19 protein-coding genes are annotated in these 23,271 nt (G+C 54.4%); 5 read left to right on the forward strand and 14 right to left on the reverse strand.

All coding sequences use genetic code 11. The features are described from left to right. Nucleotides 1-33: 33 nt before the first annotated feature. Entirely contained in the window at nucleotides 34-519 is a 486-nt protein-coding gene (locus ACFPLB_RS15745; RefSeq protein WP_378231365.1) for a hypothetical protein, read from the forward strand. Between the two features lie 140 nt (nucleotides 520-659). On the opposite strand, the gene ACFPLB_RS15750 is transcribed toward ACFPLB_RS15745, so the two are convergent. The 6 genes from ACFPLB_RS15750 to ACFPLB_RS15775 form a co-directional block, all read right to left on the reverse strand. Further along, entirely contained in the window at nucleotides 660-1,526 is an 867-nt protein-coding gene (locus ACFPLB_RS15750) for an ABC transporter permease (protein WP_378231367.1), read from the reverse strand. Between the two features lie 5 nt (nucleotides 1,527-1,531). Then, entirely contained in the window at nucleotides 1,532-2,401 is an 870-nt protein-coding gene (locus ACFPLB_RS15755; RefSeq protein WP_378231369.1) for an ABC transporter permease, read from the reverse strand. Further along, the gene (locus ACFPLB_RS15760; protein WP_378231371.1) at nucleotides 2,388-3,485 is read right to left on the reverse strand and encodes an ABC transporter ATP-binding protein; all 1,098 of its coding nucleotides are present in this window, start codon (nucleotides 3,483-3,485) and stop codon (nucleotides 2,388-2,390) included. Before ACFPLB_RS15760 ends, ACFPLB_RS15755 begins: the two co-directional genes overlap by 14 nt. A gap of 217 nt (nucleotides 3,486-3,702) precedes the next feature. Further along, nucleotides 3,703-4,782 carry an extracellular solute-binding protein gene (locus ACFPLB_RS15765; protein ID WP_378231373.1) on the reverse strand — a complete coding sequence of 360 codons (1,080 nt, stop codon included), beginning with the start codon at nucleotides 4,780-4,782 and terminating at the stop codon, nucleotides 3,703-3,705. Between the two features lie 270 nt (nucleotides 4,783-5,052). Continuing rightward, entirely contained in the window at nucleotides 5,053-6,090 is a 1,038-nt protein-coding gene (locus ACFPLB_RS15770) for an extracellular solute-binding protein (RefSeq protein ID WP_378231376.1), read from the reverse strand. A 179-nt stretch (nucleotides 6,091-6,269) separates the two neighbouring features. Beyond that, nucleotides 6,270-7,373, reverse strand: coding sequence for a mandelate racemase/muconate lactonizing enzyme family protein (locus ACFPLB_RS15775; RefSeq protein WP_378231378.1), 1,104 nt, complete (start codon nucleotides 7,371-7,373; stop codon nucleotides 6,270-6,272). A 135-nt stretch (nucleotides 7,374-7,508) separates the two neighbouring features. On the opposite strand from ACFPLB_RS15775, the gene pdxR reads away from it, so the two are divergent. Continuing rightward, nucleotides 7,509-9,002: a MocR-like pyridoxine biosynthesis transcription factor PdxR gene (pdxR, locus tag ACFPLB_RS15780; protein ID WP_378231380.1), complete on the forward strand. Its 1,494-nt coding sequence runs from the start codon at nucleotides 7,509-7,511 to the stop codon at nucleotides 9,000-9,002. Nucleotides 9,003-9,142: 140 nt separating this feature from the next. Here the strand turns inward: pdxR and ACFPLB_RS15785 are convergent, their stop codons facing one another. The 5 genes from ACFPLB_RS15785 to ACFPLB_RS15805 all read right to left on the reverse strand — a co-directional run bounded on the left by ACFPLB_RS15785 (nucleotide 9,143) and on the right by ACFPLB_RS15805 (nucleotide 14,792). Next, nucleotides 9,143-10,759 (reverse strand): GMC family oxidoreductase, encoded by a 1,617-nt coding sequence (locus tag ACFPLB_RS15785; protein WP_378231382.1) that lies wholly within the window; start codon nucleotides 10,757-10,759, stop codon nucleotides 9,143-9,145. A 307-nt stretch (nucleotides 10,760-11,066) separates the two neighbouring features. Further along, nucleotides 11,067-12,143 (reverse strand): type 2 periplasmic-binding domain-containing protein, encoded by a 1,077-nt coding sequence (locus ACFPLB_RS15790; protein WP_378231384.1) that lies wholly within the window; start codon nucleotides 12,141-12,143, stop codon nucleotides 11,067-11,069. A gap of 23 nt (nucleotides 12,144-12,166) precedes the next feature. Then, entirely contained in the window at nucleotides 12,167-13,498 is a 1,332-nt protein-coding gene (locus ACFPLB_RS15795) for a TRAP transporter large permease (RefSeq protein WP_378231386.1), read from the reverse strand. Then, nucleotides 13,495-14,007 (reverse strand): TRAP transporter small permease subunit, encoded by a 513-nt coding sequence (locus ACFPLB_RS15800; RefSeq protein ID WP_378231388.1) that lies wholly within the window; start codon nucleotides 14,005-14,007, stop codon nucleotides 13,495-13,497. Before ACFPLB_RS15800 ends, ACFPLB_RS15795 begins: the two co-directional genes overlap by 4 nt. A 35-nt stretch (nucleotides 14,008-14,042) precedes the next feature. Continuing rightward, complete coding sequence (locus tag ACFPLB_RS15805) at nucleotides 14,043-14,792, reverse strand: DeoR/GlpR family DNA-binding transcription regulator (protein WP_378231390.1); 750 nt, start codon at nucleotides 14,790-14,792, stop codon at nucleotides 14,043-14,045. A gap of 161 nt (nucleotides 14,793-14,953) precedes the next feature. On the opposite strand from ACFPLB_RS15805, the gene ACFPLB_RS15810 reads away from it, so the two are divergent. Genes ACFPLB_RS15810 through ACFPLB_RS15820 form a run of 3 tightly spaced genes read left to right on the forward strand, consistent with a single transcriptional unit; the run spans nucleotide 14,954 to nucleotide 18,980 of the window. Next, nucleotides 14,954-16,342 (forward strand): NAD(P)/FAD-dependent oxidoreductase, encoded by a 1,389-nt coding sequence (locus ACFPLB_RS15810; RefSeq protein WP_378231392.1) that lies wholly within the window; start codon nucleotides 14,954-14,956, stop codon nucleotides 16,340-16,342. Next, the gene (locus tag ACFPLB_RS15815) at nucleotides 16,339-17,571 is read left to right on the forward strand and encodes an FAD-dependent oxidoreductase (RefSeq protein ID WP_378231394.1); all 1,233 of its coding nucleotides are present in this window, start codon (nucleotides 16,339-16,341) and stop codon (nucleotides 17,569-17,571) included. The genes ACFPLB_RS15810 and ACFPLB_RS15815 overlap by 4 nt, the downstream gene beginning before the upstream one ends. Beyond that, complete coding sequence (locus tag ACFPLB_RS15820; RefSeq protein ID WP_378231396.1) at nucleotides 17,568-18,980, forward strand: FGGY family carbohydrate kinase; 1,413 nt, start codon at nucleotides 17,568-17,570, stop codon at nucleotides 18,978-18,980. The genes ACFPLB_RS15815 and ACFPLB_RS15820 overlap by 4 nt, the downstream gene beginning before the upstream one ends. A gap of 39 nt (nucleotides 18,981-19,019) precedes the next feature. On the opposite strand, the gene ACFPLB_RS15825 is transcribed toward ACFPLB_RS15820, so the two are convergent. From ACFPLB_RS15825 to ACFPLB_RS15835, 3 genes are all read right to left on the reverse strand, one after another. Then, entirely contained in the window at nucleotides 19,020-20,705 is a 1,686-nt protein-coding gene (locus ACFPLB_RS15825; protein WP_378231398.1) for an ABC transporter permease subunit, read from the reverse strand. Beyond that, nucleotides 20,702-21,739 (reverse strand): ABC transporter ATP-binding protein, encoded by a 1,038-nt coding sequence (locus ACFPLB_RS15830; RefSeq protein ID WP_378231400.1) that lies wholly within the window; start codon nucleotides 21,737-21,739, stop codon nucleotides 20,702-20,704. The genes ACFPLB_RS15825 and ACFPLB_RS15830 overlap by 4 nt, the downstream gene beginning before the upstream one ends. Before the next feature lie 87 nt (nucleotides 21,740-21,826). Further along, entirely contained in the window at nucleotides 21,827-22,861 is a 1,035-nt protein-coding gene (locus tag ACFPLB_RS15835) for an ABC transporter substrate-binding protein (protein ID WP_378231402.1), read from the reverse strand. Between the last annotated feature and the right edge of the window lie 410 nt (nucleotides 22,862-23,271).

Genomic DNA, 23,271 nt, shown 5'->3' on the forward strand with positions numbered 1-23,271 from the left:
GTGAATTTTTAATCCTTACCACTCAGTGAAATCATGATCTGCAAACACCCGCTCAAAATGACAATTGCCGGATTGGCATTTGTCCTGCCCTGGTCCATATCTGCCCGCGCAGCCTTTGAATGCCCAACTCAGCCACTGGAAACCGCGCATAATTCAATAATTGCCGCTGCACTTCCTACTGGAGCGGCATTTGACGACCGCACAGCGCTGACAGCCGCGCTCACAGCGCTTCATGCAGAAGGCGTGAGCATGCCAATCATTGTCGATACCCTGATTGCGGCCTACTGCCCGACAATTGCCAATGAAACCGGGCTTTCAGATGCCCAGAAGACGCAAAAGGTCAACCAGTTCGCCCTGCGCATGACCCGCATGGTCTATCAACTGGATAGCACTGAGGCGATTATCCTTGAAGTCAATTTTCCACCACTGGTGATGAACTCGATCGAGGCAAAGGCAAAAGAGGCCGGTGTTTCAGCGGCCGATTGGGTGGAATCCATTGTGCAACAAGCTCTCGATTAGAGTATTTTGTCCGTTCCACGAAAACAAAAAATGCTCTAAAGCCTATCCCCCGAGACTTGAGAACCAGTCTCGGGATAAAGACATGCGTAAAAACAAAGGCTTAAAGCGGGTCGCATGAACTTGAAAAATCGCGACACGCTTTAAGAAGATTTTTCCTTTGGCCGCTGCACGACAATGCTGAGCAAAGCCAGCAGTCCCGAGCCAATCATTAAAAATACCGAAACGGCATTCAGCACCGGCGTCGATCCGACCTTTACCATGCGGTCATACATGGTGATTGTAAGCGGAGCATCAGACCCGACCAGCATCAGTGTCGTGTTGAAATTCTCAAAAGACACCAGAAAAGAAACAACGAAAGCTGAAAACAAGGCGGGCATCAGATAAGGCAGCGTCACTGTCAGCAGCACCCGCAGCCGCGACGCCCCCAGATTAAGGGCCGCCTCCTCCAGCGTCACATCAAATTTGCGCAACCGCGCAGCAATGACCAGCGAGGTGATTGTCACGATGAAGGAAAACTGACCAAGCACAATCAGGAACATACCCGGCCGCAGAAAATCCCACTCAAAACCAAACCACTCTTCCACGCCATTGGCGATCATGCTGGCAAAGACAAGAATAGAAATACCAAGAATGACGCCGGGAATGACCAGCGGCACAATCATCAACACATAAAGCATGCTCTTGCCGGGGAACTGCTTGCGCTCAAACAGGAACGCATTGCAGGTGCCCACAGTCACCGTCAGCGTAGAAACAATGAGGCCGATCAGCAAGGAGTTCCACAAACCCTCCATGAGCCGACGGTCATAAAACATGCCAAGCTTTGGCGCAGAGGCGCCAAAGAACCAGTCAAGGGTAAAGCCCTGCCAGGGCAGCGCCGGAAACAAGGAGTCATTGAAGGCAAAGACAGCAGCAGCAGCCAGCGGCGCAGCCAGATAAAGAAAAAAGGCGACCACATAGCCCGCATAGATCCAGCGCAGCAAAGGTGACTGAGGTGCAGCAACATTCATCTGCTTTAATCCTTTGCTACTGTAGAGGCCAGACTCTGGCCGGTCACACGCAAGCCAAGCCAGACAACAAAAGACGTAAAGGTCAGCAGCAACACGCCAAACGTCGCTCCCGATTCCCAATTGTAGCGGGTCACGAACTGCTCATAGATCTGTTCTGTGAACCACATGCTGTTCTTGCCACCCAGAAGAATAGGGGTCAGATAGCTGCCCGCAGTCAGCATGAAAACAATGATCGATCCGGCAACAATGCCGGGCATGGCATAGGGCACGACAATACGGCGAAACACCGTGAACCGCGAACCACCCAGATTGTAACCCGCCTCCAGCAGTGAATTGTCCATGCCATCCAGCGTCGACACCAGTGGCACGATCATGAACAGGACAACGGTGTAGACCAGCCCCACCACCACAGTAATGTCATTATAGAGAAATTCGATCGGCCCGCTGATCAGCCCCAGATATTGCAAAAAGCCTGAAATCAGCCCGGTCTCGCGCAAAAGCACGATCCAGCCGAATGCGCGCACCAGATCACTGACCCACAGCGGAATGAGACACATCAAAAACAAGGCCGCACGCGAATGCTGTCTGGCAATCTTGGCGATATAATAAGCAATGGGAAAACCGGTAACAAGCGCCAGACCCGTTACCAGAATCGACATCCAGGCAGTTCGCAGCAAAGTGTTCCAGTAGATCGGTTCCTGCACAAAATCGGCATAATTAGCCAGGCCGAAGCTGTATTCCCGCGGCCCCAGCTTTTCGCGCAGTGACAAATAGCCGATGCCGAATTGCGGCAGCAAAATCAGCAGGACCATCCACAGCACGAATGGCATGAACAAAAGAATGATCGACAGCTTGCCCGTATCAGAAAGACGCATCGTTCCACCCCGCCAAAGCAAAGCAAAGGCAATGCTCGCGCTGCCAGACCATATCGACTGCATCTCCGGGCCGGATCGGGCTTGATCCATCCATCACAGCAAGGCTGACCTCAACCAGATCGCCATGGCCGGTCCGCACAAGAACACGGCTGTTGGCACCATTAAAAAGCAGACTGTCAACCACACCAGACAAGCGGTTGCCCTCATGATTGTCGGAGCGAAGCGAGATTGTTTCCGGCCGGACAAAAACCTCGACCTGCATGCCTGCGGCAACCGCATCGTCATTGAGCGTGGCGACAATCTGGCCACCATGCTCAAGATCAATGCGCGCAGCCTTGCCAGCCACATCAACAACCCGGCCAAGCCAGCGATTGCTGTCACCGACAAATCCGGCAACGAAGCCGGTCTTTGGATTGTTGTAAAGCTGCTCTGGCGAACCGATCTGCTCGAAACGCCCGGCATTCATGACAGCCACATTATCGGACATGATCAGCGCTTCGGACTGGTCATGCGTAATATAAAGAAATGTCGTATTGAACTGACTCTGCAACAATTTCAGTTCAATCTTCATACGCTCACGCAATTTCAGGTCCAGCGCACCAAGCGGCTCATCCAGAAGCAGAACATCCGGCTCCAGCACCATGCAACGGGCAATCGCAATACGTTGCTTTTGCCCCCCTGAAAGTTGTGCTATTTGTTTTTCAGCAACACCGGGCAGACCAACGCGATCCAGAACGGCGGTCACCTTGCGCCCAATCTCGGCCTTGCTCTCGCCCTGGCAATGCAGGCCATAGGCAATGTTTTCACCAACATTCATCATTGGAAACAGCGCCAGATGCTGAAAAACCATCTTGACGCTACGCTTGTTGGGCGGTGTTGCGAGAACTGATTTTCCCTTGATGTAAATATCGCCGTTTGCGGGTGTCTCAAAGCCCGCAATCATCCGCATCAAGGTTGTCTTGCCACAGCCCGAAGGGCCCAAAATCGAAAAGAACGAGCCGCGCGGCACTTCAAAAGAAACATCGTTCACCGCACGGTGGCGGCCAAACAGCTTGGTTAGATTCTCACATTCAAGATCGTACATGGACACTCACCAATCCGCCGTCAACTTCATGTCCCTGCAGGGCATGGCTGTCCTGCAGAGACAAGCTCATCATAAAAAGCCATTCCAAGCTTTTGCGTTAGCCGCATTTATGCTTGCGCCAGATGGTGCCATCTGTGCTCACAAAATACTCTAGAGCATTTCTTGTTTTACGCATGTCTTTATCCCGAAACCGGTTCCCGGTTTCGGGAGACAGGCTTTAGTCTGACGACGCAGCCTTGATACGCTCCAGAGCCTTGCCCTCCAGATCTTCCAGCCCGGCTGGGATATTGGCAAAGAACTTCAAATTAGCCAGCGCGGCATCATCGAACGCCACCTTGACGGCAGCCTTTTTATCCTCTGGCAGCAATTCCACACCGCCCTTTACCGCCGAGATCGCACCCGTCGAATCCGACATCATCGTAACGATCTCAGGGCGCAGCACAAAATTGATCCACTTATAGGCCGCATCATCCGCCTTACCCTTGCGAGGAATGACAAAAGTGTCGATCCAGGCAAGCGCGCCTGTTTCCGGTGGAACATAGACCAGATTATTGTTCTGTGCGTAGAGCTTGAAAGCAGTCGAATCCCAGGATTCAGACGCGACAACCTCACCTGACAGCAACAGCGTCGAAAGATCGTCGCCCCCGTTCCAGTAGGTTTTCACCATGCTTTTGCAGGCGATCATCTTTTCGGTCACCTCATCCAGCATCTTCTGGTAGGCATCACGATCGCTATAAAGCGCAAACGGGTCCTTCCCCATCGAGAAGGCCATACCCAAGAGGATTGTCCGCCGCAGCCGCATGGAAGTGCGCCCCTTATACTGCGGATCGCACAGATCTGCCCAGCCCTTGACATCCGGGGCCTTGGTCTTGTCGACCACAAGGCCGGATGTGCCCCACTGATGGGGAACCGCATAAACATTGCCGTCAATGCTTGCATTGGTTTTGACCGCCTCAAGCAGATTTTCCTGCATGTCGCCGGTGTTGATCTGTGAAAGGTCAAGAGGCTTGTAAATGTCGTATTCCTGCTGCGCTGCAAAAATACGGTCATGGCTCGGCTGGGCCAGATCAAAACCGGCGCCGCCAGTCGCACGCAGCTTGGCGATAATCTCTTCATTATTGGAGAGCGTCACTTCAACGGAGATATCGGGGTATTCTTTTTCAAACAGCTGAATAACATTGTCTGGCGCGTAACCGCCCCATGTCAAAATCCGCAGTGCTTCGGCATTCGCGCTTGTCGAAACAGTCAAAAGGGCGCCGGCACCTGCCAGCGCGGTCATTAGCTTCTTTAAGATCATTACATCCTCCCTTGTTTGGTTTACAAGCAAACAGCATGTAGCGTGCCGTCTCAAACCTGCCATGCACACGCAAAGCTAGCACAGCAGATCCACTTTCACCCAAAGATAATTCTATCTGGCTGCAAAATGCTTCAGCACCCTCAGCTATTTTCATAAAAACAGGGCGAGATATTCTAAATATTTGTTTCAGCTGCATAAATGCAGCTGAAACATAAAATATCATCACATATCAGACGCAGAATGCGACCCGCCTGCTGCCGCATATGTCTATCAGTTCGATGAAGCTGCCTTGATCTGCTCCAGCACCTTGCCTTCGATGTCCTCCACACCCGGCTGAATCTGGGCTGCGAACCGGATATTGGCAATATCTTCAGGGGTAAAAGCACCCTGAACCGCCTCCCTGACATCCTGAGGCAGCAATCCGATGCCATCCTTCACGGCAATGATCGAGCCTGTGCTTGCCGAAAGCTTCGTTACAATGTCCGGACGAAAGACAAAATTGATCCATTTATAGGCGGCCTCGTCTGCCTGCCCCTTGCGCGGCAGCGTAAAGGTGTCGATCCAGCCCAATGCGCCTGATTTCGGGGGAACATAAACAATGTTCGGATTCTGCGAGAAAAGCCTGAATGCCGTCGAGTCCCAGGTTTCGGCTGCAACCGCTTCACCAGAAAGCATCAGCGCCGACAAATCATCGCCACCTTGCCAATAAGCCTTGACGTTGCTCTTGCAGGCAATCAGCGTATCAGCCACTTCATCAAGAATTTTCTTGTATTCATCCAGATCGGAATAGGCCGCAAACGGATCCTTGCCGAGCGCAAAAGCCGTCCCCACCAGAATGGTGCGCCGTAGGCGCATGGACGTGCGGCCCTTATATTTGGCATCGCATAGATCAAGCCAGTCCGTGACCTCGGGAGCCTTGGTCTTGTCAACCATCAGACCTGACGTGCCCCAATCGAACGGAATGGAATAAATCTCACCGTCAATGGTAGTATCGGCCCGTACTTTTTCCAGCAGCATTGGATCAAGCGCATCGACATTGACCTTGGACATATCCATCGGTTTGTAGATATTGAACTCGGCCTGCGCTGCCGCCACACGATTGAACCCCGGCTGTACAAGATCAAAGCCTGCCCCGCCGGTTGCACGCAATTTGGCGATCATCTCCTCATTATTGGATAGCGTCACCTCAACATTAATGTCGGGATATTCTGCTTCAAACAACTTGATGACATCATCCGGTGCGTAATTTCCCCATGTCAGGATACGCAGCGTTTCAGCCTGTGCGCCAGTTGAAAGCGGCCACATCATGCAAGCACTCGCCAGTGCAATAATCAGCTTTCTAGAAATCAACATTTCCTCCCTGTTTATTTCAAGGCCAATGGTTTCTGGCGCTTTTCTCCCTGCTCAATTATGCAATCTGCCACTTTGCTACGTAAGGGCCACTTTCAACCAATGATAAGGCCGCTTAAAGCCTGCATATTTGTTGATTACTCTGTTTTGCTGACCTGATAATGCGACCTGGCCAGCCATTCAGGGTTGATTTCCACACCCCAGCCCGGCGCATCCGAAACAGTCACCATGCCGTCTTGCACATCATAGGGAGACGTGACGAACAGGCCTTCCTGCCAGGGATAATAATCCGGGCCCTCAATCGAAAATTCCAGATATTTTCCAGCCCCTTCAATGGCGCGCAACAGATGCATGGTAAACAGCGTCACCATGCCAAGATTGGCGCTGTGAGGGGTTACCGGCAAGCCTGCGGCCCTTGCCATTGCACAGACCCTCAAAGTGCGGCTGATGCCACCCAGATACAGAATATCCGGTTGCACAATATCAACGGCGCGCATGTCGATCATGTGCCGCCATGTCGCGATTTCACAATCCTGCTCACCGCCGGTGACGGCGATATCGAGAGCTTGCGCGACCTGTTTTGTCTGCTCCAGTTCCCAATAAAGGCAAGGCTCTTCAAAATGCTCAATGCCATTATCCTGAAGCATCCGCCCGACCTCGATGGCGCGCTCTGGTGAAAAACCACTATTGGCATCAACCAGAAGCGCCACCTCCGGCCCCAGCGCCTTGCGGATCATCGGCACGATTTCTTCGGTGCGCCCCGGCCATTCATCCACGTCATGACCATATTCAGCCGCGATACGGAATTTGAAAGCGTCAAAACCGAAGCGGTCACGCAGCCGCTTGAACCGCTCGGCCTCATCGGCAGGCGTGATGTCACGCTTCATGGAAGACGCATAAGCGCGCAGTTTGCCCGGCTCCCCACCAAGCAATTTGACCACAGGAAGCCCTGTCACCTTTCCGCGCAAATCCCAGATGGCAGTATCGAGGCCGCCAATTGCCCGCTTCATATAGGATCCGGGAAATTTATGTTCACGCTCGATCACTTTTTCACTAAGAGCATCAATATCGTCAAATTCGACACCCAGCACATGCGGCGCAACCTGCCGGTGCAGCACCAGTGAAGCAATATCCGAATGATAGGTTGAAAGCTGGCCCATGCCTTGCGTACCGTCTTCAGCAGTGATGCGCACGAAGCCCACATACTGGTTTGAAAAAGTTTCCACGCATTTGATCTTCACATCAGCTCTCCAAATCCAGCCTGTCAGCAAAGGTTTAGAAAATCCAGACTTTTGCAGTAAGGTCCATTTTCAAAAAATCAGAAAGCCGGTTATCGGGCTCTGCAACGAAAAATTTGCAAAAGGGTTTTTCTAAAAATGGTGAAAAGGTCATCGGGCGAGCTTTTGCTTTCGATTGTCGTTGACCGTTCATCTGCGCGCTCGATTACAACCCAGGTTTACACAGCCATCCGCCAGTTGATCACCTCCGGTGCCTTGTCCGCAGGAAAAAAACTGCCATCGAGCCGAACACTGGCCCGCGAACTGGACATCTCACGCACTACCAGCATGGCCGTATTCGAGCGCCTGACGGCAGAAGGTTTGATCGTCTCGCGCACCGGATCGGGAACCTATGTCTCGGATCAGGCCGAAGCAGGCAAGCCGGATCAACCGCTCGTCCTTCCTGCCAAAGGGCTTGTTTCAGCCAAACTCGCCGACATTATCGCCGACGCCTCGCCACGCTTCTTCCAGCGTCTGTCACATCCCAAACGCCCACGCGCTTTCGTGACCGGGCTGCCCGATTACGACGCATTCCCCTTGGCCGTGTGGGCGCGCCTGACCGCAAAGCACTGGCGCGAACCCCGCGATCAGATCCTGGGCTATCCTGATGCAAACGGCCATCCGCAACTGCGACTGGCAATTGCCGAACATCTGCGAGCCAATCGGGGGCTGTCATGCGACCCCGAGCAGATATTCATCGTTACCGGCGCACAACAGGCTTTTGACCTGATTGGCCGGGTTCTGCTCAATCCCGGCGATCCTGTGTGGTTTGAGGATCCGGGCGCAATTGGCGCCCGCAACAGCCTGATTGCCTGCGGCGCACGCATGATCCCCGTTCCGGTTGATGACGAAGGCATGTGTGTAAAGTCAGGCATGAAGCTTGCGCCCGATTTCCGCCTTGCCTTTGTCACACCTTCACACCAGCACCCGACAGGCGTTGAAATGAGCCTGGCGCGACGCCACGAATTGCTGGCGGCAGCCAATCAGGCAGGGGCCTGGATCATCGAAGATGATTACGACGGTGAATTCCGTTATGACAGCCGACCGCTGCCGACCCTCAAGAGTGCAGACAGTGACGGGCGCGTCATCTATGTCGGCACCTTCTCCAAGACCATGTTTCCAGCCTTGCGGCTTGGCTTTTATATTGCCCCTGCTCCGCTCATACCAATTTTTCAGCGCATTTCCGGGGCCTTTTTACAAGGCGTTCCCTCCAGCATTCAGGCTGTGCTGGCGGCATTCATCGAGGAAGGCCATTTTGCGACACATCTGCGCCGGATGCGAGAAATCTACATGGAGCGCCACACCGCATTCCATGAAGCGGCCTCGCAACATCTGGAAGGACTGCTTCATATCGACCGGTCCATCGCCGGTTTTCATGTGGTCGGTAAATTTACGTCGCCAACGATGGACGAAGACAGCATCGTTGCTGAGGCTGAAGCAGCCGGGCTGGTGGTTTTTCCGATACGCCGCTTTGCCATTGAGCGTGAGCGTGTGCAGCCCGGGCTGATACTTGGCGTCAGCGCCATTGATGAACGCGCCATCGCCGGAGGCGTCAAGATTCTGGGCCAGATATTGCAAGCTCATCATCCCTGAAGGGAATAAAATACTTTAAAGCGTGTCGCAATCTTTCAGATTCACGCGACCCGCTTTAAATCTTTATTTTTACGCATGTCTTTATCTCAAAACTGGTTCCCAGTTTCGAGAGACAGGCTTTAGATTTTTTGCCGCATAATCTAGTGACTATCTTCCAAAACCATCCGGGCTCCCTTTTCCGCAACCATGATGGTCGGTGCATTGATATTGCCTGACGTGATGTTTGGAAAAACCGACGCATCGATGACACGCAGCCCCAAAATCCCGTGCACTCGCAGCCGCTGGTCAACAACATTGGTTCCGTCATCGGGCCCCATGCGGCATGTGGAGCATGGATGAAAGACACTGCCTGAACGGGCCCGGATATCGGCAATCAGATCAGCCTGCGCCTGTACGCCTTGTCCCGGCTTCATTTCATCAACGATCAGGGCACGCATGGCCGGTTGTGCGGCAATACGCCGGATCAGACGCACAGACGCCAGCATATCCTCCATATCGCCCGGCGCCGACAGATAATTCGGCTCAATAACCGGCGCCGCATGAAAATCGGGCGACCCGATTTCAATTGTACCCCGACTTTGCGGGCGGCATGGCTGGATGCCGATAAAAAACCCCGGGAACGGATCAGGCATGGTCAGCCGTCGCACCCCTGGCGTTGGCTTGCTATAGCTGACCGGCGAAAAATAAAGCTGCGTATCGACATGCCCGCGTTCAGGATTTGCTTTCACAAAGCCGCCTGCCTGATTGACGCTGAGCGCCAGCGGCCCATCGCGAAACAAAAGATAGCGCAGGCCAAGTCCGATCCTGCTCCACCAGGGGCGCAATAGCGAATTCAGCGTTGGCTTGCGCGAACGGAAGAGATAATCGATACCCAGATGATCCTGAAGATTCTGGCCGACCGCGGGCATATCCTTTACAATGGTCTTCTCAAGTTTTTGCAGCAAGGCGCCAGGGCCGACCCCCGAATGCTGAAGCAGGGTCGGCGACAACACCGCACCTGCGCTGAGAATGACTTCACGCTGTACCCGCACACGATGTGTCATCCCCCCTTGTTCATATTCAACACCGACCGCGCGCTGGCCTTCAAACAAGACACGGGTCACAACAGCCTTTGTGATGATTTTCAGGTTGGAGCGTTTCTTGATAGGATGAAGAAAAGCCTGCGCCGTGGACATGCGCAAGCCGTTACGGGCCGTGATCTGATAGATCGAAATGCCTTCCTGCTGTTGTCCATTATAGTCGGCTGTGCGTGTAAAACCGGCTTGCTCAGCAGCCTGCAACCACTCTTCGCACAAGGGATGCACGCTCCCGGCCATATCACTGACATAAAGCTCGCCTGAGCCGCCGCGCCATTCATCGGCGCCGCGCTGAAATGTTTCTATTGATTTGAAGGCGGGCAGCACATCATTCCAGCCCCATCCAGGATTGCCTGCACGCTCCCAGTCATCAAAATCAAAACGCTGGCCACGCACATAGACCATGGCATTAATGGAGGAGGACCCGCCAAGCACCTTGCCGCGTGGCCAATAGCTGCTACGGCCTGCCAATGCCTGTAGCGGTCCTGTTTCAAAACACCAATTAACCTTGCGATTATAAAAACTGTGGCCATAGCCAATCGGCATCTTGATCATGAAGCGATGGTCACTGCCGCCCGCCTCCAGCAACAAGACCCGATAGGCACCCGATTGTGTCAGGCGATTGGCAATCAGGCAACCAGCCGAGCCTGCACCAACAATGATGAAATCGAAATCTGACACCGGCTTGCCTTTTCTTCAAACATCACATGTCTACTATGTCCTGCCTGCGCGAAAAGGGGCCATTTAGACAAGATTTTAAAGCCACTCCGGCCTTAAAGCCTGTCTCCCGAACTGGGAACCGGTTTCGGGATAAAGACATGCGTAAGAACAAAGGCTTAAAGCGGGTCGCGTGAATCTGAAAGATTGCGACGCGCTTTAAAATAATATTTTGCCGTCAGATGGCTCCATCTGACGGCAAAATTTCTATCTATCTTGCTTTTAGCCGCATTTGTGCGACGCCAGATGAAAACATCTGGCTGCAAAATGCTTAACGATACGGATAACCAGCTTTTTCCATATCACTGCTATATTTCTTGAGGATTTCCACGACACGCGCCGCCCGCGGGCTTTCACCGGCAACCTCATCCCAGAAACTCTCGGCATCCTTGGTAACCTGATTCCATTCCTCGGGAGAAATAGACGTCAGCTCCATCTTTTCGCCTTCAACGCGAAGCTTTGCTTCACCGCCCCAATACCAGATCATGCGGTAATAGTGAGACTGGTCGATGGTCGAGCGGTAGAGCTGTTGCAGATGCGGCGGCACCTTCTCCCAGCTTGGCGTATTGACATAATAAGAGCCAAACCAGGCGCCGGTGATGGAGTTGGACAGCGCATATTTACAGATGTCGGCCCAGCCCATCTCATACATTTCGGTAAAACCGGACCACAAAACGCCATCCAGATCGCCGGTGCGCAGCGCCACTTCGACATCATCCCACGGCACTGTGACCGGGATCAGGCCATAACGTGACAGGAAACGGCCGGCAGTGGGAACACCAAAGACACGCAGCCCCTTCAGATCCTCCAGCGAGCGAACCGGCTTGTCGACGGTAAAGACATGCAAAGGATCCCATGCACCCGTCGAAAGATAGGTGACATTGTCAACTTCGGAATAGGCTTCCTTCCAGATCTCATCGAGCCCGTAATAGGTAAACAGCGAGCCGACATCGGGGCTGAAGCGCGTGGCAAACGGGAAATAGCCGCCGAACACGGAAATATCGACAGGCGCGGCCATGGTCGCCTCATCCGACTGGATAGCATCGAGCGTGCCGTTTTGCAGGGCGCGGAAAAGCTCGGACGTGGGAACAAGCTGATCGGCATAATAAAGCTCGATCTCCATTTCGCCATTGGCGGCGGCGTTGAAGGCATCGACCTGCCGCTTGATGACATGTTCGCCAAGCGAAGGCCCGGCATAGGTCTGCAAGCGCCAGCGGATCGGCGCCTGGGCGCGCACAATGGCAGGTGCCGCCAGAACTGCAGGCGCGGCAAGTCCCGCAGTGGTCAGAAACTTGCGTCGCGTCGCAAGGATCCGTTCAGATGGGGAAAGGGGTTTTTTGTCAGACATTATTTCCTCCTGTGGTTGCGGCATCAGCCTCTGAAATAACCGGGTAACCAGGTTGCGATCTGTGGGAAGATCATGATCAAGACAATACAAAGCGCCATAATCAGCACGAACGGGACAATCGAGCGGTAAATATCGATGAGCGTAATTTCCTTTGGCGCCATTCCACGCATCAGGAACAGATTATAGCCAAAGGGTGGGGTCATATAAGCAATCTGACAGGTCATCGTGTACAGGATGCCGAACCATACCATCTGGTGATCGATCCCGAGATCGAGCCGTTGCACCAGTGGAATATAGAGAGGGGCAACAATCACCAGCATGGCCGTATCATCCAGAAACATGCCCATCAGGATAAAGCTGACCTGCATAAGGATGATCACTGCCCAGGGCGACAATTCCCAATTATGGATGAAGATATTCTCGATGGCGCGAACTGCACCAATGCCGTCAAAGACTGAGGAAAACGCCAATGCGGCCAGCACGATCCACATGAACATGGCGGTCACCGACATGGTCTCACGCGCCGTCTCGATCAGCAATTTGAGGCTCAACCGGCCCTTGCAGACTGCAGCCACGGTTGCTGAAGTGGCTCCAACAGCCGAGCTTTCAAGCAGATTGGTGTAGCCGGTCACAAACAGCCCGATCATGAGCAGGAAGATGATAATCGGCGCAATACCGGCGCGCAGGAGAAGAATTTTTTCCCGCAAGGGAATGGCCAGTTCCTCCTCGCTCAGCTTGGGCGCCAGCTTTGGATTGAACTTGACACGCACATAAACATAAAGCGCAAAAATGGCCGCCATCATCAGGCCCGGGAAAACTCCGCCAAGCCATAAATCCGAGACCGGCTGGCGGGCAATGACGGCAAACAGCACCATCACCACCGAAGGCGGAAGGAGAATGCCAAGTGTCGATCCGCCCTGCACCACACCGGTAATCAGCAGCTTGTCATAGCCGCGGCGCAGCATTTCAGGCAGTGCGATTGCCGAACCGATGGCAAGACCGGCCACTGACAAGCCGTTAATGGCGCTGATGATGACCATCAAGAAGATGGTGCCCATGGCAAGACCACCCGGCAGCCTGCCACACCAGACATGCATCATCTGATACAAATCTTCGGCAATGCCCGACTTGGCCATCATGTGGCCCATATAAACAAACAGCGGCAGAGTCAGCAGCGCATACCAGGAAAACAGCTTGAAAACCGCATTGAAGGGCAGTTCAATGGCTGCATTGCCGTAAAGCGCAAGCGCTGAAGCCGCCGCCACAACACCGATCATGGCAAAGACGCGCTGGCCGGTCAGCATCAGGAGGACCATGCCCGCAAACATGATCAATGCAATGAGTTCATAACTCATGATGCGTCTCCTTCGCGAATTTTAAGGACGTCGCGGAAGAAGATTGCGAGAGATTGCAGGATCATGAGGAATATACAGACATTCATGAGGATTTTGATCGGAACCAGTGAAGGCCCCCACAAGGATGGCAAGCGCTGATTGGTGGCCCAGGAATATTGCAGCGAGGAAATGCCCCCCCACAGCAAAACGACCAGATAAAAGATCACCAGCCAGATCGTGATGGAATCAATAATGGCCTTGCCGCGCTCGCTGAAGCGATCATAAAGCAGGTCGAGACGGACATGGCTTTCATCCTTCAGGGTTTTGGGCCCGGCAAGGAAATAGAAGGCTGCAAGACTGAATTGCGCCGTTTCCAGCGTCCAGTTCTGAATGATGCCTAACGCCTTGTCTGAAAAGACATCAAACAGAAGAACCATAATCATGAGATAGATAAGCAGCATGGAAAATCTGCCGACCCATTCCGACAGGCCATCCATGAACTGCACATATCTTTTTATGAACAAAGACATCTATTTAACTCTTCCCTGCATTGGCAGCCTTCACGCTAGACAAGCCTCACTCTGGCGTCATCGAGGGCAGCCTGAAATGCCTTGTCCGGCAGCCGGTCACTGACAATGATATCTACATCTTCCAATGGGCAGACATGGTGGAGCGCGCGCTTGCCATATTTGGAGGAATCCGCCACGATGATGATTTTTGCAGCATGTTTGCACATGGCGCGTGCGATTGCGGCTTCCTCAAAATTTGCGTCCATGGGCCCCGCCTCAGGGTCGAGGGCTGCCGCACCGATTACCGCATAATCGGCACGGAACTGTGCAATTTGCACCAGGGCAATCGGGCCGACTGTCTCATCATTGTCAAAGGCATAATTGCCGCCCAGCAAAAACACCTTCCCTTTGCCCGCGCCCAGCAGGCGCGCAACATGCAAGGAATTGGTGATCACGGTCAGGTCTTCAATATCGGCAATTGCCTGCGCACAAACCAGCGTTGTCGTTCCGGTATCGATGAAACATGTGTCGCCGGGAGAAACCAGCTTGCGCAATTTCTGGGCGATGATCGCCTTTTCGGCAGCCTGTTCGGAAATGCGGTCTTCAAAACTGTTTTCGACATGCAGGCGCACGCGACGCGCGCCGCCATGCACTTTTTGCACCGCCCCACTTGCAGCCAGTTGCGCCAGATCGCGCCGAATGGTCTCAGCCGATACCTCAAAACGCGCCACAAGGTCTGGCACCGAGACTTCGCCATCCCTTTCGACGCAAAACAAGATTTCAGCCTGTCGATTGCTCGGCTTCAACGTTCACCCTCCCAGGAAGTATCAGCTAGCCTCAAGATTTATGACTATGTCAACATAAAAACAGGCAAAACATATCTTTTTTTACATTTTTCAGAAGTTAAATTGACTATTCAGTCATTTTCAGGAAAATTCCTTTTGACCAACAAGAAACAGGAATTCCAGTGCAGCAGCCGACCCAGGCCCTTACAGGGCAGTTCGATGTGGCAATCATTGGCGCCGGTATCGTCGGCTGCGCCATTGCCCGACGGTTTTCACTCGCTGGCGCGCGCGTTGTCATCATCGAAAAGGCGCTCGACATTCTCGATGGCGCCTCCAAGGGCAATTCCGCCATTCTCCACACCGGCTTTGATGCGCCGCCCGGTTCGCTGGAACAGGCCTGCATCCGGGCAGGCTATGAAGAATATCTGACCATTCATGGTCGGCTTGGCTTGCCGGTTCTGCGCTGCGGTGCACTGGTCGTGGCCTGGAATCAGGAGCAGGAAGCGGCCCTGCCGGCGCTGATCGACAAGGCGCATGAAAACGGGGTCACCAATATCGAGCCGCTCAGTCAGGCACAATTGCGAGAAGTCGAACCGGCTCTCGGGCCTTTGGCGCAAGCTGCCTTCCGGGTTCCGGGCGAATATCTGATCGATCCATGGTCAGCACCTTTTGCTTATCTGTTGCAAGCGGTTGAAAACGGCGCCGAAGTGCTGCGCGGCGCTGAATTGACCGCCGCACGCAAGGAAGACGACTGGCTGCTGGAGACAACGCGCGGTCAGCTACGCGCCCGACTGGTGATCAATGCCGCGGGAAATTTTGGCGATCTGGTCGATGAAATCCTGATTGGACGGCGCAATTTCACCATCAGGCCGCGCAAGGGGCAGTTTGTCGTTTATGACAAACCGGCAGCCGCGCTGGTGCAGCATATCCTGCTGCCGGTGCCCACCGCCATCACCAAGGGGGTGGTCGTGTGCCGCACGGCTTTCGGCAATTTGCTGGTGGGGCCAACAGCCGAGGATCAGGACGACCGGCAACATGCCGAACTGGACACCGAAATACTTTCCGGGCTGATGCGCCGGGCTGAGGAAATCCTGCCAGCGTTAAAAAGCCATGAGGTCAGCGCGCTCTATGCGGGCTTGCGCCCCGCAACCGAGTACAAGGATTACTGCATCACCGCACATGAAGGGCTGTCCTGCATCACGGTTGGCGGTATCCGCTCAACCGGCCTGTCGGCTGCGCTTGGCATTGCACAGCATGTCGAGACACTGGCAGATCATACATTCACACCACCTGCCAATCCTGCGTGGCCGACCGTGCGCAATATTTCGCAGTTTCAGGAACGTGACTGGGAAAAGCCGGATCATGGCGGCATTGTATGCCATTGCGAACTGGTTACCCGGCGCGAAATCATGGATGCCCTTACCGGCCCTTTGGCAGCCCGTTCACTGGCCGGGCTGAAGCGGCGCACCCGTGTCACCATGGGCCGCTGTCAGGGTTTTTACTGTTCGGCAGAACTGTCGCATATCACAAGCGGCCATTTTGATCAGCCGATGGCGGAGCCGACACAATGACCCTGCCTTTGCAAGTGGATGTTCTCGTGATTGGCGCCGGTCCCGCCGGGCTTGCCGCAGCAACTGAACTGGCCGCCCATTGCACTGTGCTGGTGGTCGAGCGTGAAAGTGCTGCCGGTGGCATTCCGCGTCACTGCGGCCATTACCCTTTTGGGATGCGTGAATTTTACCGCCCGATGCGCGGCCCCGACTATGCCAGAGGGCTGGTCAAACGTGCACAAACTGCAGGCGTGAACATAGCGCTCAACGTCAATGTTGTGGCCCTTCATCCCGGCCCTTGCGTGAGTGTCACCGCAGATAGCGGCCTTGCCACAATCAAGGCCCGGCGTGTGCTGCTGGCCACCGGCGTGCGCGAAAGCTCACGTGCCCAGCGGCTGATCGGCGGCACCAAGCCCGGCGGGGTTTTATCAACCGGCGCATTGCAAGGTCTGGTCTATCTGGAAAACAGCAGGCCCTTTCGCCGTCCGGTCATTCTTGGCACGGAACTCGTCTCTTTTTCAGCCATCATGACCTGCGCCCATGCCGGTATTCGCCCCATTGCCATGATCGAGCCGAATACAACTCCCACGGCGCGCTGGCCCCTGTCACTTTATCCGCGTCTGAAGAATATCCCTGTGCATCTTTCCACGCGCATTCTTGCCATTGAGGGCCGTGACCGGGTGGAAGGCGTCATTGTCGAAGGCCCTGACGGCAAGCGCCATATCGAAACGGATGGCGTGATCGTCAGCGGCCGGTTCCGCTCCGAGGCGACATTGCTTGCCGACGGGCCTGTCAAGCGCGACCCGGCCAGTGGCGGCCCCGCCATCGACATGATGGGCCGCTGTACAGACCCGCATTATTATGCGGCGGGCAATATGTTGCATCCAGTCGAAACCGCTGGCTGGTGCTGGGCGGAGGGCCAAAAGATGGGACGCACCATTCTTGCTGACTTGCAAGACGAAATGTCCTCTCCCGATCAGCCTGCCCCGCCTCCTTCACCAACTCGCCAGCCGATAGTGCTTGCCGGAGAGGCGTTGTCCTGGGTCGTGCCGCAATTTACCAGCAAGGAACGCGCCTTCGATCACTTGCAACTGCGCGTCAACCGGCCGGTCAAGGGGCGTCTGTCTGTTCATGTGGATGGCCGCGAAGTGGCGTCATACCCTGTTCACACGCGACCGGAACGTCGCATCCTGTTGCCGATACCATCACAGGATGGCGCCATGAGCATTATTTTAGAGGAGGCACCGTGAAAAAAACTCTGGCCATTGATCAGGGAACCACCTCCACCCGCGCCTTTGTTGCTGATGAAACCGGAATCCATTGCGTACACACGGTTGAGCATCGGCAATATTATCCACATTCGGGCCATGTCGAGCATGACCCGGAAGAATTGCTGAAAAATATCCGCGCCTGTCTTGATGCGGCACCCCATATTGATTGTGTCGGCATCGCCAATCAGGGCGAAAGCTGTCTTGCCTGGGACGCCCGCACCGGGCGGGCAATTACGCCGGTCATCGTCTGGCAGGATGATCGCACCGCCGATATTTGTGACCAATTGCATCAACAGGGTTTTGAGCCAATGGTGCGCGAACGCGCAGGCCTGCCCATCGACCCCTATTTTTCCGGCTCAAAACTTGGCTGGATCCTGCAACATGTTCCCGAAGCGCAAAAACTGTCTCAAACAGGAAATCTGCGCCTTGGCACAACGGACGCCTTTTTTCGCGACCGCCTGACCGGCAATTTTGTAACCGATCCGACAACGGCCTCGCGCACCTCGCTGATGAATTTACACACCCGCCAATGGGACGCGGAACTTTGCCGTATTTTTAGTGTGCCAATCGAAGCCTTGCCACAGATCTGCCCAACCGGTGGTCAGCTTGGCAATTTGCCTAACGGCGTGCCTCTGACAGCAAGCATTGTGGACCAGCAGGCTGCCTTGTTTGGTCATGGCGCCCGTCTTCCCGGCCATACAAAAATCACCTTCGGCACCGGCGCCTTCGTATTGACGCTGACCGATACGCTTTACGATGGCGGCCCGCTTTTGCCGACCATTGCCTGGGCCGAAGACGGTGCCCAGCCAATGCACGCACTTGATGGCGGGGTTTATACTGCATCTTCTGCCGTAAACTGGTCACGCGAGATCGGACTGTTCGATGACTGGACCCAGATCGATCATTTTTCCAGCGAACCCGCCATTTCGCGGGGTCTTGTCTTTGTGCCAGCCCTTGCCGGTCTTGCCGCACCGCATTGGGATCGCCATGCGCGCGGCGCATGGTTTGGTCTTGGCCTTGATACATCACGCAGCGACATGATGCAGGCAGTGCTGGAAGGCATCGCTTTTCGGGTGGGCGAAATCCTTGCAGAAATGGAAAAGCAGGTCGCAATTGTCGCCCCGATCAGCATTGATGGCGGGATGAGCCGCAACCCATGGTTTTGCCAGTTTGTCGCTGATTGTCTTGGCCGCCAGATCAGTGTTTCTGGCGAGGCGGAACTGACGGCACTGGGCTGTGCCCAACTGGCCGCAAGAGGTGCTAGCAGTGAATTGCCTTACAAGCCCGCCGCCAGAATAATTGAGCCACGGCCATTTCCGGCTGACTGGGTTGCAATTTTTCAGGCCGCACGCCAGGCAAGTCAGCAATTTGGACTTGCCGCGATTTAGAACATTTTGCAGTCAGGCCATGCTGCTTAGACACAGTTGCTAGCGAATCAGCGACACGTTGCGGTGGCCCGTAATGTTGAGCAGTGCCCGCACCAGCAACAATGCTACCATGATGGTGGCAATGATGCAGACTGAAAACGCCGCCGCCTGATTGGTTGCACCGCGATCCTGCAGATAGAGTACCGAGACAGCAGCAACTTGCGTATTGGGAGTGATCAGGAAGATCACCGCCGACAACGTAACCATTGAGCGCATGAAGAAGAACACCGCAATACCCACCAGGGTGGGAAAAAGCAGCGGCAACGTCACCTTGACGAAAGTTTGCACCCGGCTACCGCCCAATGTCGCCGACGCCTCGTCAAACCGGCCACTGATCTGCTTGATGCTGGTGCCGGAGATCAGAAAGCCGTGGGCGTGATAGTAATAGACATTGGCAATGGCGATGATAACAAGCGTGCCATAGATCATATAGACAGGGTTTGAAGGGTTGTTGAAGGCAAGAATATAACCCAGCCCCAGCACCATGCCCGGCACCGCCGCCGGCAGGATCGACAGGAAATAAAGTCCGCGCGACGCCGGTGAAGGAAATTTCTCGATCACATAGGCAGCAGCCGTCACCACGATAACGCCAAGACCAGCCGCCATCAGCGAAATATAGATCGAGTTCCATAAGGGTTCGATGCCGTTTTGTACGTCAAAGGCGTAATGGCGTAGCGAAAATGTCATCCGGTAAGGCCACAGATGCACGAAGGAAGCAAACACCACCACCAGCACGATCGACAGGATCGCCGCCGAAATCAGCACTGAGACGCAAAGCAGAAACATGTCGCGCAATCTGTCTTTTTGCGGCACCAGCGGCTTGGATTGCTCGCTGATCAGCGCATATTGCTTGGCGCTGACACGTTTTTCAACAATGGCTGCAAGGGCAGCCGGGATCAAAAGCACCATGCCGATAACGGTGCCCATCTCGAAATTGGCCTGGCCAATGACCTGATTATAGACCTCGGAAGCCAGCACCGTGTAATCGCCACCAATCACCATCGGATTACCGAAATCAGTAATGACCAGTGTAAAGCAGACGAAGATTGCAGCCGCCAGACCATAGCGGGTGGCTGGCAGGGTGACCGTGCGGAAGGCACGCCACTTTGATGCGCCAAGCATTTCCGCGCTTTCATAGATGCGCGCATCGGCAACGGCGAGTGCGGCCGACAGGATCAGGAAAGCGTAAGGAAAGACATAAAGCACAGAGGCAATGACAATGCCCCAATAGCCATAAAGGTCGATGTTTAAGTGAAAACTGCGATTGATCAGCCCGTTGCGGCCAAACAAAAGCACCAGCCCCTGTGCTTGCACCAGCGAGGGCGCAAACAGCGGCAGGATAGCAATCAGACGAAACAGGTTGCGCAGTCTCATGGTCGAGCGCTGCACCGCATAGGCAAAGACATAAGCCAGTATTATGGCGATCGCCGCACTCAACAGCGTTACCGCAAACGAATTCCATGTGATGCGCAAAAACCGTTCATTGCCGAGCATGGCGGCATAGTTGGCAAGTCCATAGCCACCCGGCACCGAGAAGGAGCGGCCAAGAATATGCGTCAGCGGAAACAGCACGAACAAAATCAGCGGCAAGGCAACAATCACCGCCGGCAGCATGGCGTAAAGACGACGCTTACGCTGGTTACCTGCAGCAGTCGGCGTGTTCATATCTGCGGCAAGCGTACTCATGCCAGCACTTTGACCGTTGATGCCGGAAATTCCACACCAATATGTGCGGCCTCGGCAATTGTCTTATAGGCATGGCCCGGCATTTCTGCCGTCACTTCATGCTCCACGCCATCGAGCGCCAGAACCAGATGCGCAAGATTACCAATATAGATAATGTTGCGTAGCTGCGCTGGCAAAATGGTGCAGGCAGCCCCGTCTGTTACGACCGGATTGGCATGAAGGCGCACATCTTCGGGGCGCACACCGATCAGCGTCGCGCCCTGCGCACTATCGGGCAAGCCAAGCGGCAGGCCGGCAAGCTTGCCCCCTTCGACAGGCAGCACATTCATGCGCCCGATAAATTCAGCGACAAAGCGTGAGCTTGGCTGTTCGTAAAGCTCATGAGCGGTACCCACCTGAGCAATGCGGCCCGTATCCATCACCACGATGCGATCGGCCATGGTCAGCGCCTCCTCCTGATCATGGGTAACCATGATGGTGGTGATGCCCAGCCGGCGCTGCAAGTCGCGGATTTCCAGCCGCAAACTATCACGCACCTTGGCATCGAGCGCCGAGAGCGGCTCGTCAAGCAAGAGCACTTCCGGGTTGGTGGCAAGCGCACGGGCAAGTGCGATACGCTGCTGCTGGCCGCCGGAAAGTTGTGACGGCAATTTATGCGCATGGTCGGAGAGCGCCACGATCCGCAGCATCTCGGCTGAGCGGGCTTCAATCTCCTGACGCGGACGGCGACGGCACTCGAGCCCATACCCGACATTGCGCGCAGCCGTCATATTGGGAAACAGCGAATAGGACTGGAACACCACACCAAAATTACGATGACGGGCCGGCACCTGTGAAAGATCATTTCCTTCCAGCTTCACCGTGCCCTCTTCCGCCAGTTCCAGACCGGCAATGATGCGCAGCAAGGTGGTCTTGCCGCAGCCTGAAGGGCCCAGAAAGCAGATGAATTCACCACGCTCGATTGTCAGAGAGATATCATTGAGCGCTACGGTCTCACCGAAGCGCTTGGTCACATGGGAAATAGCAAGCGTCACGCAATAACCTCAGAACTGTCTTTGGCAAATTGCCTGCCAGTGCGCATGGCGCACCGGCAGGCGTCGCAAGGTCAGACCAATCTTGCTTTAGCGCTCAAGTTCTTTCTGCCAACGCTCGAGGACCGGCGCACGATTATCAGCAGACCAGACAAAGTCCATGTTCCACATCACTGAAGCGATGTCTTCCGGCAGACCGGCTTCCTTGAACTTCTCCGGCATTTCGCCGCCCGTAACGGTGACGATTTCCTTCCAGTTATAATATTCATTGACGGCGTTTTCAGAAACGGTCCAGTCAAGAAAGCGCTTGGCGGCCTCCTTGTTCTTGGAGCCAGCCATCAGCGCATTGGCTTCCAGTTCGTTACCGGCGCCTTCGGAGGGAATCACCATGGTGATCGGATAACCCTCATCGATATTCTTGATGGCACGAAGCGCAAAGGAGGCGCCGATGGCGAATTCGCCCTCGCTCGCCGCATTACAGGGGCGCGAACCGCTCTTGATATATTGCGCAATATTGCCGTCGAGGCTATTGAGGTATTCCCAGCCTTTTTCCTCGCCCATCATCTGAAGGATGGAAGCAATCATCAGATAGCCGGTGCCTGATGAGGCCGGGTTCGGCATCACAACTTCGCCCTTGTAGACCGGGTTGGTCAGATCGGCCCATGAAGTCGGCATCGGCAGGTTCTTGTTCTTCAGAACCTCATTATTGACGCAGAAAGCGGCCATATAGCCGGTGGTGGCAAACCACTTGCCGTCCTTGTCGCGGAACTGCTCGGCGATGCGCTCAATGCCTTCCGGCGTATAGGCTTCGACCAGTTCGCCAATGCGTGGATCAATCAGCGAGGTAACCGCCCAGCCCCAGATGACATCATGCTGCGGATTGGAAGCTTCCGCCAGAATGCGCGCATGCAGATCACCTGTCGACAGTCGCAGGACATTGATGTCGAGATCCGGCATATCTTGCTTGGCGCGGGCAAGGAAAGCGGCAATTTCATCTTCCTCATAAGAAGTATAGACCGTAATGGCGTCAGCTTGTGCAGAGCCAATACCGATGGCTGTGCACAAAGCCAGGCCTGCCAGCAGCGAACGATGCATGCCTCGGTAAGAACGTGTTTTTTTAGTCATATGTCTGCCCCTGAATACTTTTTATTACCTGATGCCCGTTAGCGAGCACCGGCCTTCTCCCGTTATCCGGTTACAGATTTATGACAGTCTGGTTCGCACAAGCAAGGGCAGCTTGAAAAAATAATGAAAACCCCGGATTAACGCAATAAATCTGCCGCTCCGGCTTTATTCTGGTCGTCTGCTCACCCTGCATAACGCTGTGCTTACAGAATACGGGTGACTTTCAGCCAGCATTCAAACATTTTCGACAAATTAAAATTACAACTGCCGTGCTGAACTTCTTCCATCGCGCATCTTTTTATGATTGAGAAAACCCACCATTAGAGTTCTTGTTTTCACGGAAACGGATGAAATGCTCTAATCTCTTGTTTTAGCCGCAATAATGCGGCTAAAACAAGAGATTAGAGCAG

The sequence above is a fragment of the Aquamicrobium segne genome (assembly GCF_042656785.1).
GTDB classification, from domain to species: domain Bacteria; phylum Pseudomonadota; class Alphaproteobacteria; order Rhizobiales; family Rhizobiaceae; genus Mesorhizobium; species Mesorhizobium segne.

What these genes read in the sequence shown, in the direction of transcription:
- ACFPLB_RS15755 (WP_378231369.1), bottom strand. Translation starts at nt 2,401, where the DNA reads ATGCGTCTTTCTGATACGGGCAAGCTGTCGATCATTCTTTTGTTCATG.
- ACFPLB_RS15790 (WP_378231384.1), bottom strand. Translation starts at nt 12,143, where the DNA reads ATGTCTGACAAAAAACCCCTTTCCCCATCTGAACGGATCCTTGCGACG.
- ACFPLB_RS15815 (WP_378231394.1), top strand. Translation starts at nt 16,339, where the DNA reads ATGACCCTGCCTTTGCAAGTGGATGTTCTCGTGATTGGCGCCGGTCCC.
- ACFPLB_RS15750 (WP_378231367.1), bottom strand. Translation starts at nt 1,526, where the DNA reads ATGAATGTTGCTGCACCTCAGTCACCTTTGCTGCGCTGGATCTATGCG.
- ACFPLB_RS15765 (WP_378231373.1), bottom strand. Translation starts at nt 4,782, where the DNA reads ATGATCTTAAAGAAGCTAATGACCGCGCTGGCAGGTGCCGGCGCCCTT.
- ACFPLB_RS15745 (WP_378231365.1), top strand. Translation starts at nt 34, where the DNA reads ATGATCTGCAAACACCCGCTCAAAATGACAATTGCCGGATTGGCATTT.
- ACFPLB_RS15835 (WP_378231402.1), bottom strand. Translation starts at nt 22,861, where the DNA reads ATGACTAAAAAAACACGTTCTTACCGAGGCATGCATCGTTCGCTGCTG.
- ACFPLB_RS15825 (WP_378231398.1), bottom strand. Translation starts at nt 20,705, where the DNA reads ATGAGTACGCTTGCCGCAGATATGAACACGCCGACTGCTGCAGGTAAC.
- pdxR (WP_378231380.1), top strand. Translation starts at nt 7,509, where the DNA reads ATGGTGAAAAGGTCATCGGGCGAGCTTTTGCTTTCGATTGTCGTTGAC.
- ACFPLB_RS15800 (WP_378231388.1), bottom strand. Translation starts at nt 14,007, where the DNA reads ATGTCTTTGTTCATAAAAAGATATGTGCAGTTCATGGATGGCCTGTCG.
- ACFPLB_RS15795 (WP_378231386.1), bottom strand. Translation starts at nt 13,498, where the DNA reads ATGAGTTATGAACTCATTGCATTGATCATGTTTGCGGGCATGGTCCTC.
- ACFPLB_RS15770 (WP_378231376.1), bottom strand. Translation starts at nt 6,090, where the DNA reads ATGATGTGGCCGCTTTCAACTGGCGCACAGGCTGAAACGCTGCGTATC.
- ACFPLB_RS15760 (WP_378231371.1), bottom strand. Translation starts at nt 3,485, where the DNA reads ATGTACGATCTTGAATGTGAGAATCTAACCAAGCTGTTTGGCCGCCAC.